Genomic DNA, 13,890 nt, shown 5'->3' with positions numbered 1-13,890 from the left:
GCCGTCACTCGCGGGGAAAGGTCACCACATGGTCCACCTGCGCGCGGATGCCGATCCATTCGCCCAGGGCGTGGTCGTGGTGGCTGGGCACGTGGGCCAGCATGGTCTGGCCGCTGGCCAGGCGCAGCGTGTAGAGGAATTCGGCGCCCCGGAACGACTTGCGCACGATCTGCGCCTGCACCGGCGCATCGTCGTCGTGCACGATGTCGTCGGCGCGCAGCAGCACATCGCATTCGCCGCCGGGGTAGCTGCCGGGCAGGGGGCATTCGTCCAGGTCGGTCAGTTCGCCCAGGGGCGTTTGCGCCACCACGTTGTTGCCGCGCTGCACCAGCGTGGCGGGGGCGAACACGCCGTGCCCGATGAAGTCGGCCACGAAGCGCGTGGCGGGGCGGTGGTACAGGGTGTACGCGTCGTCCCACTGGTGCAGGCGGCCCTCGTGCATCACGCCGATCACATCGCCGATGGCAAAGGCCTCGAACTGGTCGTGCGTGACGAACAGCGCCGTGGCGCCCGCGGCCTTGAGGATGCCGCGCACCTCGTGCGCGAGGCGCTCGCGCAGGTCCACGTCGAGGTTGGAGAAGGGCTCGTCCAGCAGCATGAGCTGCGGGCGCGGCGCCAGGGCGCGTGCCAGCGCCACGCGCTGTTGCTGGCCTCCGGAGAGTTCGTGCGGAAAGCGGTTCTCGCTGCCTTCCAGCCCCACCAGCTGAAGCACCTCGGTCACGCGCGCGGCCTGCTCGGCCCGGGGCAGCGCGTGGATGCCGAACGCCACGTTGCGGCCCACCGACAGGTGCGGAAACAGGGCGTAGTCCTGGAACACCATGCCGATGCGCCGCAGTTCGGGCGGCACGCTCAGCGCGGCACTGCTCACGAGGCCCTTGGTCAGCCGGATTTCGCCGCCGCTCACCGGCTCCAGCCCCGCCACCGCGCGCAGCAGCGTCGTCTTGCCGCAGCCCGAGGGGCCGATCAGCACGCCGATATCGCCTGCGTGCAGGCCCAGCGTGACACCTTGCACCGCGGCCTGCGCACGGCCCGCATAGCGCACTTCGAGTTGGGAGACCTCAAGAAACATGTCTGCATTTTATGGGGTAGGGGAGTGAATGCTTAAAATTCGCATTTGCATTCCTGAGCGTTGCCCGGTTGCCGTCCGTGCGGGTGTGCGTTTTCTTCCCACCCCCTCTGCCGAGCTCCCGCCCCTTGCGCCGCACGCCCTTCGCCTTTCGCACCATTCCCCTGGTCCTGTTCGCAGGCTTTCTGGCATTGCCCGTGCTGGCGGTGCTGGCCTCGTGGCTTCCGTTCTCGCCCTCGGGCCCGGGCGACGCCCAGGCCGGGGCCATCCTGCGCGAGATGGCCGCCACCGTGCTGCCCGGCTATGTGTGGACCACATTGCAGCTGAGCGTGATGGTAGCGCTGGGCGCCGCCATCGTGGGCACCAGCGCCGCGGCGGCCGTGACGCTGTTCGACTTTCCCGGCCGCCGCACCCTGGAGTGGCTGCTGCTGCTGCCGCTGGCCATGCCCGCCTATGTGACGGCCTACGCGTACACCGACTTCCTGCAGTTCAGCGGCCCCCTGCAGGTGGGCCTGCGCAGCACCTTTGGCCTCGAAGGCCGCCTCCTGCCCGAAGTGCGCAGCCTGGGCGGCGCGGTGTGGGTGTTCATCTTCTCGCTGTACCCGTATGTCTACCTGCTGGCGCGCACGGCGCTGGGCGAGCGTGCCGCGCACCTCATGGAGGCCGCGCGCCTGCTGGGCGCGCCGCTGCCGCGCCGCATCCGCGCGGTGGCCCTGCCGCTGGCGCGCCCCGCCGTCGCCGCCGGCGTGGCGCTGGTGCTGATGGAAACCCTGGCCGACTTCGGCGTGGCGAGCTATTTCGGCATCCAGACCTTCACTACCGGCATCTACAAGGCCTGGCTGTCCATGGACAACCGCCTGGCGGCCGCGCAACTGGCCACCATGCTGCTGGTGGTGGTGATGGTGCTGCTGCACATGGAGCACCGTGCGCAAAAGCGCATGCGTTTTGCCACCGGCGGCGGGCGAGCGGGCTCGGCCGAGGCGCAGCCCCTGGCGCTGCGCGGAGCGCGCCGCTGGGCGGCATGGGCGGTCTGCACGGTGCCGGTGGTCATGGGTTTCGTGGCGCCAGTGGCCTTCATGCTGCGGCCGCTGGCGGCCGACTGGTCGGTGCTGCCGTGGGAGCGCTTCATGGAATGGGCCTGGCACAGCGTGCGCCTGGGCGGCATCACGGCCGCGCTGGCGGTGGCCATCGCGCTGGCGCTGGCCTTTGCGGTGCGCCGCCAGCCCGACCCCGTCACGCGCGGCGTGGTGCAGCTGGCCAGCGTCGGCTATGCGGTGCCGGGCGCCGTCATCGTGGTGGGCCTGCTGCTGCCCGTGGGCTGGCTGCAGGCGGCCATGCCGCAGTGGGGCGTGGGCGCGCTCGTCACCGCCACGGCGTTTGGCATCGTCTGGGCCTACCTCGTGCGGTTCTGCGCGGTGGCCCTGCAGTCCATGCAGAGCGGCTACGCGCGCATTCCGCTCAGCCTGGACGACTCGGCCCGCATGCTGGGTGTCGGCAGCCGCGGGCTGCTGGCGCGCGTGCACTGGCCGCTGCTCAAGCGTTCCACCGCCGCCGCCGCGCTACTGGTGTTCGTGGACGTGATGAAGGAGCTGCCCGCCACGATGGTGCTGCGCCCCTTCAACAGCGACACCCTCGCCGTGGTGGCCTACCAGCTGGCGCGCGACGAGCGGCTGGGCGAGGCGGCCTTGCCGTCGCTGGCGCTGGTGGCGGTGGGGCTGGTTCCCGTGATTTTGCTCAGCCGCACCCTGCGCAGCCGGGCCTGAGACCGTCAGCATGTTCCGGTCATCTGCGCAATGAACAAAGCCGCCCGAGGGCGGCTTTGTTCATGGGGCCTGTGAGCAGTGCCCGGGCGCTCGTTCATTCGCTCCAGTCGGCGTGCTTCTCGCACAGCTTGTTGGTTTCCTTGCCCTTGCGGGTTTCGGAGAAGGTCACCAGGTTGCCCTTGAAGTCCTCGGGCGTTTCGTTCCACATGCAGGTGCACCACGCCTGGGCCTTGGTCTGGCCCTTGATGGGGCTGGCTTCGTTGCCACCCTGGTAGACCTTGGCGGAATGGCTCAGGCACTGGCGAAACTGCGCGTCGCCCGCGGGTGGGCGGTTGTAGTCATCTGCGGCGTGCACCGCGCTGCTGGCCGAAAGAACAAGGGCCAGGGCGGCGAAGAGGGGGGAGATTTTCATGGCGCAGATTCCCCGTGCGGGGGATGAAGAAGAGAGGGCAGGGATGGACACTGCCGCCCGTGAAACAAGGCGGCATCGTCAGTGTAACCATTGGATACATTTTTGGAGTCCGCCCTGCGGCTTTATCTTTGCCGGGCCCTGCCGCGTGGCGGCTCGCGGACGGTGGGCGTGCCGCCCCTGGCATGTTCTCGCTCCCGGTTGCCGGGCACACCACCACCAGCATGGGCATTGGTTGCTATCAATAGAATAGCTGTCAGCGTTTTACCCATGAGCGCTTGCGAGCCATTTTGCTCAAAACCCGGCGGGTGGTGCGCCGTGCCCGCGCACCACCGTCCGCAGGGCCGGTGATGCGGGAAGGCCCCCGGTTCAGGCCTGCGTGTAGGCGGTCTTCACCGTCGTGTAGAACTCGGCGGCGTAGCGGCCCTGCTCGCGCGGGCCGTAGCTGCTGCTCTTGCGGCCGCCGAAGGGCACGTGGTAGTCCACGCCCGCCGTGGGCAGGTTCACCATCACCATGCCGGCTTGCGCGTGGCGCTTGAAGTGCGTGGCGTGCTTGAGGCTGGTGGTGGCGATGCCGCTGGCCAGGCCGAAGGGCGTGTCGTTGGCCAGGGCCAGCGCTTCGTCGTAGTTCTTCGCGCGCAACACGCTCACCACGGGGCCGAAGATCTCTTCGCGGTTGATGCGCATGCCAGGCGTGGTCTCGGTGAACAGGGCCGGGCGCAGGTAGAAGCCGGGTGCGCCGTCGGCGTTCTTCTCCAGGGCCTCGCCGCCGTAGGCGAGCTTGGCCCCCTCCTGCCGGCCGATGCCGATGTATTCCAGGTCCTGCGCCAGCTGGCGGTCGTCCACCACGGGGCCGATGTCGGTGCCGGCCTTGCGCGCGTCGTCCACCTTCAGGGTCTTCATCTTCTCGACCATGGCGGCCACGAAACGGTCGTGGATGCCCTCGGTCACGATCACGCGGCTGCTGGCGGTGCAGCGCTGGCCGGTGGAGAAGAAGCCGCTGTTCACCGCAGCGCCCACGGCCACGGCCAGGTCGGCGTCGTCCAGCACCACGAAGGGGTTCTTGCCGCCCATCTCCAGCTGCACCTTGGCGCCGCGCGGCACGCAGGCCGCCGCCACGCGCTGGCCCGTGCCCACCGATCCGGTGAAGCTCACGCCCGCGATGCGCTCATCTTCCAGCAGCACCTGGCCCACGTCCGAGCCGCGGCCCATCACCAGGTTGAACACGCCGGCCGGCAGGCCCGCGCGGTGCAGGATGTCGGCCAGCGCCCAGGCGGAGCCGGGCACCACTTCGGCGGGCTTGAACACCACGCAGTTGCCATAGGCCAGTGCCGGGGCGATCTTCCAGGCCGGGATGGCGATGGGGAAGTTCCACGGCGTGATGATGCCGATCACCCCCAGGGGCTCGCGCGTGATCTCGATGCCCACGCCGGGGCGCACGGACGGCATCACTTCGCCACCGGGGCGCAGCGCCTCGCCGGCGAAGAACTTGAAGATGGCGGCCGCGCGGCCCACTTCGCCAATCGCCTCGGGCAGGGTCTTGCCTTCTTCGCGTGCCAGCAGGTCACCGAGCTCGGCCTTGCGGGCGATGATCTCGTTGCCCACCGCGTCCAGGATGTCAAAACGCTGCTGGGGCGTGGACACGCTCCAGGCCGGGAAGGCCGCGTGGGCTGCCGACACGGCCTCCAGCGCCTGCTCGCGACTGGCCACGGCGTAGTCGCCGATCACGTCGCGGGTGTCCGAGGGGTTGGTGTTGCTATAGGTGCGGACGCCGTCTGTCCAGGCGCCGCCGATCAGGTTTGCATGCATGGCTGTGGTGGGTTGGTGAGTGAAGTGAAAAGGGTGTGCGGAAGGCAGTGCCTGCCCTCGGCGGAATGCCGCGCCGCACCCAGGGCCCGTGGCGGGGCGCCGACGGGCTGTGGCTGCGCAGCGTACCGCAAGGCCGGGTGGCGGTGGCGCGGCGCGGGCAGCTCGCCCGCAGGTGCCCGCCGCCATCTGCCGTCGTGCGGCCAACGGGTTTGAAAGTCTTGTTGTATGTCATCGTACAACATATCAGACCTCACAGACCCGCGGGTTAGTACTGATGAGACAACCGGGCACTTCGCATCAGGCAGAGGAGAGGGCCGATGCCCACGGCGCGGGCGCGTCAACTCGCCTCGGCCTGCGCGCGCCGCCTGCGCTCGCGGCTGTTGGCCAGATGGGTGCGCATGGCGGCCCGCGCGGCGTCGGGGTCCTGGCCCACGATGGCGTCGTAGATGCTTTCGTGTTCGCCATTGACGCGGCGCAGGTACTGGCGCCGTTCATCGTCCCCCGAATCCGGTGAGGCCAGCCGCGCGCGCGGGATGATCATGCTGCCCAGCGTGCCCATCAGTTCGGCGAAATGGCTGTTCTGCGTGGCGCGCGCAATTTCCAGGTGGAACTGGAAATCCGCCGCCACCGCGTCGCGGCCGGCATCCACGGCGGCGGCCACCGCATCAAGCGCCTCGCGCATGGCCTTCAGGTTGGCCTCGGTGCGGCGCTGGGCGGCCAATGCGGCCGCCTCGGTTTCCACGCCGATGCGCAGCTCCAGCACCGCGATCACGTCGCGCAGCGTGCTGAACTGGTCGGGGGTGATCTTGAAGCCCGGTGCCTGCCCCAGCCCCAGCACAAAGGTGCCGATGCCGTGCCGTGTTTCCACCAGGCCGGAGGCCTGCAGCTTGGAAATCGCCTCGCGCACGACGGTGCGGCTGACGCTGAACTCGGCCATGATGGCCGCTTCGGTGGGGAGCTTGTCGCCCAGTGCCAGGCTGCCATCGCGGATGCGGTCCCCCAGGGAATCGACCAGTTCCAGGGCCAGGGTGCGGGGCTTGCGGCGAAGCGCGGTATCGGTGTTCATCTCTTGGTGTTATCCCTATGTGGCGCCGTGGGGAGAAGCAGTACATTGCATTTTTGTTGTACGACAACTGATGACGTTCAACAGAATCTGTTGCCACTGTACCAAGAACCCCCGCCTTTGTAACCGCCATGCCTTGCCATCCCACCCCCATCCGTTTCCAACGCTTGTTACTGACCGGGGCGGCTGGGGGGCTGGGGCGCGAGCTGCGCACGCGCCTGAAAGCCTACTGCGGCACCTTGCGCCTGTCCGACGTGGCCGACCTGGGCCAGGAAGGCGCGGGGGAAGAGGTGCGCCCCGCGCGGCTGGAGGATGCCGGTGCCATGCTCGCGCTGCTGGAGGGGGTCGATGCCGTGGTGCACCTGGGCGGCGTGTCCACCGAACAGCCCTGGGAGCCAATCCTGCAGGCCAACATCATCGGTGCCTACAACCTGTATGAGGCGGCGCGCAAGCAGGGCGTCAAGCGGGTGGTGTTCGCCAGTTCCAACCACGTCACCGGCTTCTACCGGCAAGACGAGGTGGTGGGCCTCAAGGACCCGGCCCGGCCCGACGGCCTGTACGGCCTGTCCAAGGCGTTTGGCGAAGACCTCTCCCGTTTTTACTTCGACCGCCATGGCATCGAGACGGTGTGCCTGCGCATCGGCTCCTCGTTCCCGGAACCCCGCAACCGCCGGATGCTCGCCACCTGGATGAGCTATGACGACCTGGAGCGCCTGGTGGTCGCCAGCCTGACCGCTCCGGTGGTGGGCCACAGCACCATCTACGGCATGGGCGACAACACCACCACCTGGTGGGACAACACGCTGGCGCGCCACATCGGCTACCGGCCGCAGGACAGCTCCGAGCCCTTCCGCGCCAAGGTCGAGGCGGCCGACCCGCACCCCGACCTGACCGACCCCGCCGTGATCTACCAGGGCGGCCCGTTCGTGCGCACGGGTCCTTTCGAATGAGCGCCCCGATGACGCCCCCCGTGGACCTGCTGCTGCCCGACCACCGCGACCAGGTGGGCGAAAGCCCCGTCTGGAGCCCCGCCGAGCAGGCGCTCTACTGGGTGGACATCGAAGGCCGCCAGCTGCACCGCTGGACCTATGCGGACCAGCGCGTGCAAAGCTGGGAGACGGTGGAGCGCCCCGCCTGCATCGCGCTGCATGCGGCCGGCGGGCTGATCGCAGGCATGGACACGGGCGTCTTTCACCTGCAGCCCCAAGTGGGAGGCACCCTGGCCGCCACCCTGCTGGCCGGCGTGGACCACCCCCGGCCCGGCATGCGCTTCAACGACGGCCGCTGCGACCGCCAGGGCCGCTTCTGGGCGGGCACCATGGTGCGCGACATGTCGCTGGCGCAGGCCGCGGGCAGCCTGTACCGCATGGACGGACAGCGCGGCCTGTCGGCACCGCAGGTGCAGGGACTGGTCACGCAGAACGGCCTGGGCTTCAGCCCCGACGGCAAGACCCTGTACCTGAGCGACAGCCACCCGAGCGTGCAGCAGATCTGGCAGCTGCCATTGCACGACGATGGGTCCCTGGGCGAACGCTCGCTGTTCGTGGACATGCGCGATCTGCCCGGCCGGCCCGACGGCGGCGCGGTGGATGCCGACGGCTGCTACTGGATCTGCGGCAACGACGCCGGCGTGGTGCACCGCTTCACGCCCGACGGCCGCCTGGACCGGTCCATCGCCGTGCCCACCAGCAAGCCCTCGATGTGCAGCTTCGGCGGCCCGGGGCTGGACGTGCTGTTCATCACCTCCATCCGCCCCGGGCAGCCCCAGGGCGACGACGTGGCGCTGGGCGGCGCCATTTTTGCCACCCGCCCCGGCGTGGCGGGGTTGCCGGAAACACCCTATCGGAGCGCCTGAAGACAACAGGCTTCGGAACTCTCCCCCATTCACAACACTTCAACCCAGGAGACAACCATGAAAATTCCCCAATTGATGGGCCGCGTGGCGTTTGCCGCCAGCATCGTGCTCGGCGGCCTCACCGCGCAGGCCACGGAATTCCGCTCGTCGGACATCCACCCCGAGGACTACCCCACCGTTCTGGCCGTGCGCCACATGGGCGAGACGCTGTCCAAGGCCACGGGCGGCAAGCACAGCATCAAGGTGTACGCCAAGGGCTCCCTGGGCATCGAGAAGGACACCATCGAGCAGACCAAGCTGGGCGCCATCGCCATGACGCGCGTGAACGTCGCGCCCATGAACAACATCTGCCCCGCCACCATGGTGCCCACCATGCCCTTCCTGTTCCGCGACAAGGAACACATGCGCAAGGTGCTCGATGGCGCCATCGGTAACGAGATCCTGAAGGACTGCGAATCGCAGGGCTTCGTGGGCCTGGCCTTCTACGACAGCGGCGCGCGCTCGATCTACACCGTGAAGAAGCCCGTCAAGACCCTGGCCGACGTCAAGGGCCTGAAGGTGCGCGTGCAGCAGAGCGACCTGTGGGTGTCCCTGCTCGAGGCCATGGGCGCCAACGCCACCCCCATGCCCTTCGGCGAGGTCTACACCGCGCTCAAGACCGGCCTGGTGGACGCCGCCGAAAACAACTACCCCAGCTACGAAAGCTCGCGCCACTTCGAAGTGGCCAAGTACTTCAACAAGACCGAGCACTCGATGGCGCCCGAGATCCTGCTGTTCAGCAAGCGCGTGTGGGACACGCTGAGCGCCGACGACCAGAAGGCCATCCGCGCCGCCGCCAAGGAATCGGTGGGCTTCATGCGCAAGATCTGGGACGAGCGTGAAGAAAAGTCCCTGGCCACCGTCAAGGCCGGCGGCGCACAGATCGTGGAGATCGACAAGGCGGCCTTCAAGACCGCGATGAAGCCGGTGTATGACAAGTTCCTGAAGGACCCCAAGCTCCAGGACATGGTCAAGCGCATCGACGCGGTGCAGTAATCCTGGCGTTCCATGCCGCAGGGCCGTGCGTCCTGCGGCGGGTCCCTCCTTCCGTCTTCTGAATGTTCTCTATGTACACGCGTCTTTGCGCCTTCATCGCGCGCTCTTGTCTGCAACTGGGGGTGGCGGGGCTGGTGCTGCTGGTCTGCGCCGTGCTTTACCAGGTCATCGGCCGCTACATCTTCAACAACACGCCGACCTGGGCCGAAAGCGGCGCGGTGCTGCTGGTGTTGTACGTCACCATGCTGGGCATGGCGGTGGGTGTGCGTGACGCGGGCCATATCGGCCTCGAATCGTTCCTGGTACTGGCGCCCGACTGGCTGCGCCACAAGCTGGAAATCGTGATCCACGTGCTGGTGCTGGTCTTCGGCGTGGTCATGGCCTGGAACTGCGGCGTGCTGGCCGAGTCCGTGGCGCCCTACAAGATTCCCACGCTCGGCATCTCCGAAGCGTTCAAGTACGTTCCCCCCGCGCTCGCTGGCGTGCTGGTGGCGATGTTCTCCCTGGAGCACATCATTGCCCTGGTCCGCGGCACAGAGGTCGAGCCCGCCTGGCATTGAGATGAAGCACACCCCCCTGAGCGCTTTCAGCGCTTCCCCCCGCTCTCGCATGGCTGCGCCACGCGGGCAGGGGGACGCAGCCCTCGCGGCGGGGCGGCCCTGGCTCGGCTGCCCTGGCCTGGGTCACGCCCGCCGCATGCGGAGCGCCCCGGGGACGATCGAAGCAATCCCAGCGTACCGCCCAGCACCCTAACGTTCCTGTAAAGATTCCACCATCATGGCGTTGACCATTCTGTGCGTGACCTTCACGCTCCTGCTGCTGCTGGGCGTGCCCGTGGCGTTTTCCATCGGCCTGTCGTCGCTGGCCACCATCCTGTATGAAGGCCTGCCGCTGGCCGTGGGCTTCCAGCAGATGATTTCGGGCATGAATCCGTTTTCGTTCCTGGCGATCCCGTTCTTCATCTTCGCGGGCGAGATCATGATGTACGGCGGCATCGCCGACCGCATCGTGGACTTTGCCAAGAGCGTGGCCGGCCATGTGCGCGGCGGCCTGGGCATGAGCAATGTGCTCGCCTGCACGCTGTTCGGCGGTGTGTCGGGTTCGCCCGTGGCCGACGTGTCCGCCATGGGCGCCGTGCTCATCCCACAGATGAAGAAAGAGGGCTACCACGCCGACTACGCGGTGAACGTGACCACGCACGCCTCGCTGGTGGGCGCGCTCATGCCCACGTCGCACAACCTGATCATCTTCACCTTGGCCGCGGGCGGCAAGGTGAGCATCGCGGCGCTGATCCTCGCGGGCATCGTGCCGGCGCTGCTGCTCACGGTGTGCAATCTGCTGGCGGCCTACCTGGTGGCCGTCAAGCGCGGCTACCCTGCGGGCACCTTCCCCGGCTGGGAGATCGTGTGGATCTCCTTCAGAGCGTCGGTCCCCGGGCTGGCGGTGGTGGTCATCATCATCGCGGGCATTCTGTCGGGGGCGTTCACGGCCACCGAATCAGCCTCGGTGGCCGTGGTGTGGGCCCTGGTGCTGTCGGTCTTCGTCTACAAGAAGCTCACGCGCGAACAGTTCCTCAAGGCCGCCTCCAAGGCCGTCAAGACCACGGGCACCGTGCTGCTGCTGATCGGCATCTCGTCCATGTTCGGCTACCTGATCGGCCTGTACGGCGTGGCCGAGCTGACGGGCGATGCGCTCAAGTCCATGAGCACCTCGCCCTGGGTGATCTTCCTGTGCGTGAACATCATCCTGTTCGTGCTCGGCACCTTCCTGGACATGGCGGCCACCATCCTCATCTGCACGCCCATCTTCCTGCCCATCTGCCAGCAATTCGGCATGACCACCGAGCAGTTCGGCATCGTCATGCTCATCAACTGCGCGCTGGGCCTGAACACGCCGCCGGTGGGCACCACGCAGTTCATCGGCTGCACCATCGGCGGCATCTCCGTGGGCGAGGTGATGAAGACCATCTGGCCGTTCTACAGCGCACTCATCGTGGCGCTGATGCTGGTGACCTACGTGCCACAGTTTTCGATGTGGTTGCCGGACCTGGTGCTGAAGGCCGGTGGATGAGCACGGCCGTGCAAAACACGAAGCGGACATGAAGTGAACGACCCGATGCGAGAACCCCTCACCATCCGCATGCACGCGGACGACAACGTCGCCATCGTCGCCAACGACGGTGGCCTGCCCGCAGGCACGGTGCTGCCCGAGGGCGTGCCGGGCGCGGGCGTCACCCTGCGCGACAAGGTGCCCCAAGGCCACAAGGTGGCGTTGACGGACATGGCCGAAGGGGATGTGGTGCGCCGCTACAACGTGCCCATCGGCTACGCGCTCAAGCCCATCCCGGCAGGCAGCTGGGTGCACGAGCGCCTGCTGCAGATGCCTTCGGCCCGCGCGCTCGAAGGTCTGCCCATGGCCACCGTGAAGCCGCCCGTGCTCGAACCCCTCACGGGCTACACCTTCGAGGGCTACCGCAACGCAGACGGCTCGGTGGGCACGCGCAACATCCTGGCCATCACCACCACCGTGCAGTGTGTGGCGGGGGTCGTGGCCCTGGCGGTGCGCCGCATCAAGGCGGAGCTGCTGCCGCTGTACCCGCAGGTGGATGACGTGATCGGCCTGGAGCACACCTATGGCTGCGGCGTGGCCATCGATGCGCCCGACGCCATCATCCCCATCCGCACCCTGCGCAACATCAGCCTCAATCCCAACTTTGGGGGTGAGGTCATGGTGGTGAGCCTGGGCTGCGAAAAGCTCCAGCCCGACCGCCTACTGCCCCCGGGCAGCTTTCCCATCACCGACGAGCGTGATGCGGCGCTGGGCCCGGAGACCGTGTGCCTGCAGGCCGAAGAGCATGTGGGCTTCATGTCCATGCTCGACCACATCGTGCAAAGCGCGCGCCCGCACCTCACGCGGCTGAATGCCCGCCGCCGCGAGACCATCCCCGCCAGCGAGCTGGTGCTGGGCGTGCAGTGCGGCGGCAGCGATGCGTTCTCGGGCGTCACCGCCAACCCAGCCGTGGGCTTTTGCGCCGACCTGCTGGTGCGCGCCGGCGCCACCGTGATGTTCAGTGAAAACACCGAGGTGCGCGATGCCGTGGAGCAGCTCACCAGCCGCGCCGCCACGCCCGAAGTGGCCCAGTCCATCGTGCGCGAACTGGGCTGGTACGACCAGTACCTCGACCGGGGCCGTGTGGACCGCGCCGCCAACACCACGCCGGGCAACAAGGCCGGTGGCTTGTCCAACATCGCCGAGAAGGCCATGGGCTCCATCATCAAGAGCGGCACCGCTCCGATCTCGCACGTGCTGGCCCCGGGCGAGAAGCTGCGCCGTGACCAGCGCGGCCTGGTGTACGCCGCCACGCCCGCCAGCGACTTCATCTGCGGCACGCTGCAGCTGGCCGCTGGCATGAACCTGCATGTGTTCACCACCGGCCGGGGCACGCCCTACGGCCTGGCCGAATGCCCCGTGGTCAAGGTGGCCACGCGCACCGACCTGGCCCGCCGCTGGAATGACCTGATGGACATCAACGCCGGCAAGATCGCCGACGGCGAGGCCAGCATTGAAGACCTGGGCTGGGAGATGTTCCACTTGCTGCTCGACGTGGCCAGCGGCCGCAAGAAGACCTGGGCCGAGCAGTGGAAGCTGCACAACGCGCTGGTGCTGTTCAACCCCGCGCCGGTGACTTGAAGTGACACCCCCTGAGTCGCTTCGCGCCTTCCCCCTCTCTCGCATTGCTGCGCAATCCGGGAGGGGGACGCTCCCAGCGCGGCGGGGCGGCCCTTGCACGGGAGCTCTGGCTTGGCCCGCGCCCGTTGCATGCGGCGGGGTGAGGCATAGGTAAATGAATCATTGAAATGTCGTTCTTGCAGCCTGCGTCCCTGAGCGCTTGAACACCCCTCAACAGCCCGTCTTAACGCGGGCTGTTTCACTAGAGAGACACGATTTCACATGGGTCACACCCGATTTTCCGACCGCAAGGTCGTCGTGGCGCTGGCGCTGCTGTGCTGCCTGCTCTGGGGCAGCTCGTACCCTGCCATCAAGACCGGCTACGCCTGGTTTGGCATTGCCAGGAGCGACATTCCCTCGCAGCTGGTATTCGCCGGTTGGCGCTTCCTGGGGGCGGGGCTGATCCTGCTGGCCTGGGCCGTGGCCATGCGCAAGGCTGTCTGGAGCCTGGGCTTTGCAGCAGGGCGACAGCTGGTGGTGCTGGGCCTGGCGCAGACCACGCTGCAGTACGTGTTCTTCTACGTGGGGCTGGCGCACACCACCGGGGTCAAGGGCTCGATCATGAACGCCACCGGCACCTTCTTCAGCGTGCTGCTGGCGCACTGGGTCTATCACAACGACCGGCTGAGCCACGCCAAGCTCTGGGGCTGCCTGGTGGGCTTTGTGGGCGTGATGGTGGTCAACCTGGGGCGCGGCACGCTGGACCTGGACTTCACGCTGCTGGGCGAAGGCTTCGTGGTGATCGCCGCCTTCGTGCTGGCCGCGGCCAGCATCTACGGCAAGCAGGTGTCGCAGCGCATGGACTCTGTGGTGATGACAGGCTGGCAACTGGGACTGGGTGGCGCCGCGCTGCTGGCCCTCGGCTGGGGCCTGGGGGGCTCGCTCTCGGGCTTCACCTGGGGCTCGGCCGCGCTGCTGGTGTACCTGGCGCTGTTGTCGTCGGCCGCGTTCTCGCTGTGGAGCATCCTGCTCAAACACAACCGCGTGAGCCAGGTCACGGTGTTCAACTTCACCGTGCCGATCTTTGGCGCGGCGCTGTCGGCACTGTTTTTGGGCGAGGCGCTGTGGGAGTGGAAGAACCTGCTGGCCCTGGTGCTGGTGTGCGCGGGCATCTGGCTGGTGACGCGCGATGCGCCAGCCGCCAAATAGATGCCCCCTAAA

The 13,890-nt window shown here is 67.8% G+C and carries 12 protein-coding genes; 8 read left to right on the top strand and 4 right to left on the bottom strand.

The genetic code is table 11. The features are described 5' to 3' along the window. Nucleotides 1–4: 4 nt before the first annotated feature. The gene (locus AC07PV_RS16570; protein WP_218296014.1) at nt 5–1,069 is read right to left on the bottom strand and encodes an ABC transporter ATP-binding protein; all 1,065 of its coding nucleotides are present in this window, start codon (nt 1,067–1,069) and stop codon (nt 5–7) included. Between the two features lie 125 nt (nt 1,070–1,194). Here AC07PV_RS16570 and AC07PV_RS16565 point away from each other — a divergent pair, with 125 nt between their 5' ends. Further along, nucleotides 1,195–2,829: an ABC transporter permease gene (locus AC07PV_RS16565; protein ID WP_494630820.1), complete on the top strand. Its 1,635-nt coding sequence runs from the start codon at nt 1,195–1,197 to the stop codon at nt 2,827–2,829. Between the two features lie 94 nt (nt 2,830–2,923). On the opposite strand, the gene AC07PV_RS16560 is transcribed toward AC07PV_RS16565, so the two are convergent. From AC07PV_RS16560 to AC07PV_RS16550, 3 genes are all read right to left on the bottom strand, one after another. Beyond that, a complete protein-coding gene (locus AC07PV_RS16560) occupies nt 2,924–3,241 on the bottom strand; it encodes a hypothetical protein (RefSeq protein WP_218296012.1) in 318 nt (105 codons plus the stop codon). A 366-nt stretch (nt 3,242–3,607) separates the two neighbouring features. After that, nucleotides 3,608–5,047, bottom strand: coding sequence for an aldehyde dehydrogenase family protein (locus AC07PV_RS16555; protein ID WP_218296011.1), 1,440 nt, complete (start codon nt 5,045–5,047; stop codon nt 3,608–3,610). Between the two features lie 337 nt (nt 5,048–5,384). Beyond that, on the bottom strand, nt 5,385–6,113 hold the full coding sequence (locus tag AC07PV_RS16550; RefSeq protein ID WP_218296010.1) for a FadR/GntR family transcriptional regulator: 729 nt from the start codon (nt 6,111–6,113) through the stop codon (nt 5,385–5,387). A 128-nt stretch (nt 6,114–6,241) separates the two neighbouring features. Between AC07PV_RS16550 and AC07PV_RS16545 the strand changes: the two genes are divergently transcribed. The 7 genes from AC07PV_RS16545 to AC07PV_RS16515 all read left to right on the top strand — a co-directional run bounded on the left by AC07PV_RS16545 (nt 6,242) and on the right by AC07PV_RS16515 (nt 13,878). Then, entirely contained in the window at nt 6,242–7,060 is an 819-nt protein-coding gene (locus tag AC07PV_RS16545; protein WP_492253821.1) for an NAD-dependent epimerase/dehydratase family protein, read from the top strand. Between the two features lie 8 nt (nt 7,061–7,068). After that, a complete protein-coding gene (locus AC07PV_RS16540) occupies nt 7,069–7,965 on the top strand; it encodes an SMP-30/gluconolactonase/LRE family protein (RefSeq protein ID WP_369643295.1) in 897 nt (298 codons plus the stop codon). 57 nt (nt 7,966–8,022) lie between these two features. Beyond that, on the top strand, nt 8,023–9,000 hold the full coding sequence (locus AC07PV_RS16535; RefSeq protein WP_494630819.1) for a TRAP transporter substrate-binding protein: 978 nt from the start codon (nt 8,023–8,025) through the stop codon (nt 8,998–9,000). 71 nt (nt 9,001–9,071) lie between these two features. Next, a complete protein-coding gene (locus AC07PV_RS16530) occupies nt 9,072–9,560 on the top strand; it encodes a TRAP transporter small permease (protein ID WP_218296006.1) in 489 nt (162 codons plus the stop codon). A 217-nt stretch (nt 9,561–9,777) separates the two neighbouring features. After that, nucleotides 9,778–11,070 (top strand): TRAP transporter large permease, encoded by a 1,293-nt coding sequence (locus AC07PV_RS16525; protein WP_218296005.1) that lies wholly within the window; start codon nt 9,778–9,780, stop codon nt 11,068–11,070. A 45-nt stretch (nt 11,071–11,115) separates the two neighbouring features. Continuing rightward, a complete protein-coding gene (garD, locus tag AC07PV_RS16520; RefSeq protein WP_494630942.1) occupies nt 11,116–12,690 on the top strand; it encodes a galactarate dehydratase in 1,575 nt (524 codons plus the stop codon). Nucleotides 12,691–12,951: 261 nt separating this feature from the next. Beyond that, a complete protein-coding gene (locus tag AC07PV_RS16515) occupies nt 12,952–13,878 on the top strand; it encodes a DMT family transporter (RefSeq protein ID WP_494630818.1) in 927 nt (308 codons plus the stop codon). Nucleotides 13,879–13,890: the final 12 nt, after the last annotated feature.

It is taken from the genome of Acidovorax sp. GW821-FHT09A11, assembly GCF_059418365.1.
Note: the sequence above shows the minus strand (reverse complement) of the source record. Positions and strands in the feature narration are given on the sequence as shown.

Excerpts from the sequence above, each read along its gene's own strand:
- AC07PV_RS16545 (WP_492253821.1), top strand. The coding sequence starts at position 6,242 with ATGCCTTGCCATCCCACCCCCATCCGTTTCCAACGCTTGTTACTGACC.
- AC07PV_RS16525 (WP_218296005.1), top strand. The coding sequence starts at position 9,778 with ATGGCGTTGACCATTCTGTGCGTGACCTTCACGCTCCTGCTGCTGCTG.
- AC07PV_RS16535 (WP_494630819.1), top strand. The coding sequence starts at position 8,023 with ATGAAAATTCCCCAATTGATGGGCCGCGTGGCGTTTGCCGCCAGCATC.
- AC07PV_RS16530 (WP_218296006.1), top strand. The coding sequence starts at position 9,072 with ATGTACACGCGTCTTTGCGCCTTCATCGCGCGCTCTTGTCTGCAACTG.
- AC07PV_RS16560 (WP_218296012.1), bottom strand. The coding sequence starts at position 3,241 with ATGAAAATCTCCCCCCTCTTCGCCGCCCTGGCCCTTGTTCTTTCGGCC.
- AC07PV_RS16555 (WP_218296011.1), bottom strand. The coding sequence starts at position 5,047 with ATGCATGCAAACCTGATCGGCGGCGCCTGGACAGACGGCGTCCGCACC.
- AC07PV_RS16540 (WP_369643295.1), top strand. The coding sequence starts at position 7,069 with ATGACGCCCCCCGTGGACCTGCTGCTGCCCGACCACCGCGACCAGGTG.
- garD (WP_494630942.1), top strand. The coding sequence starts at position 11,116 with ATGCGAGAACCCCTCACCATCCGCATGCACGCGGACGACAACGTCGCC.
- AC07PV_RS16570 (WP_218296014.1), bottom strand. The coding sequence starts at position 1,069 with ATGTTTCTTGAGGTCTCCCAACTCGAAGTGCGCTATGCGGGCCGTGCG.
- AC07PV_RS16550 (WP_218296010.1), bottom strand. The coding sequence starts at position 6,113 with ATGAACACCGATACCGCGCTTCGCCGCAAGCCCCGCACCCTGGCCCTG.
- AC07PV_RS16515 (WP_494630818.1), top strand. The coding sequence starts at position 12,952 with ATGGGTCACACCCGATTTTCCGACCGCAAGGTCGTCGTGGCGCTGGCG.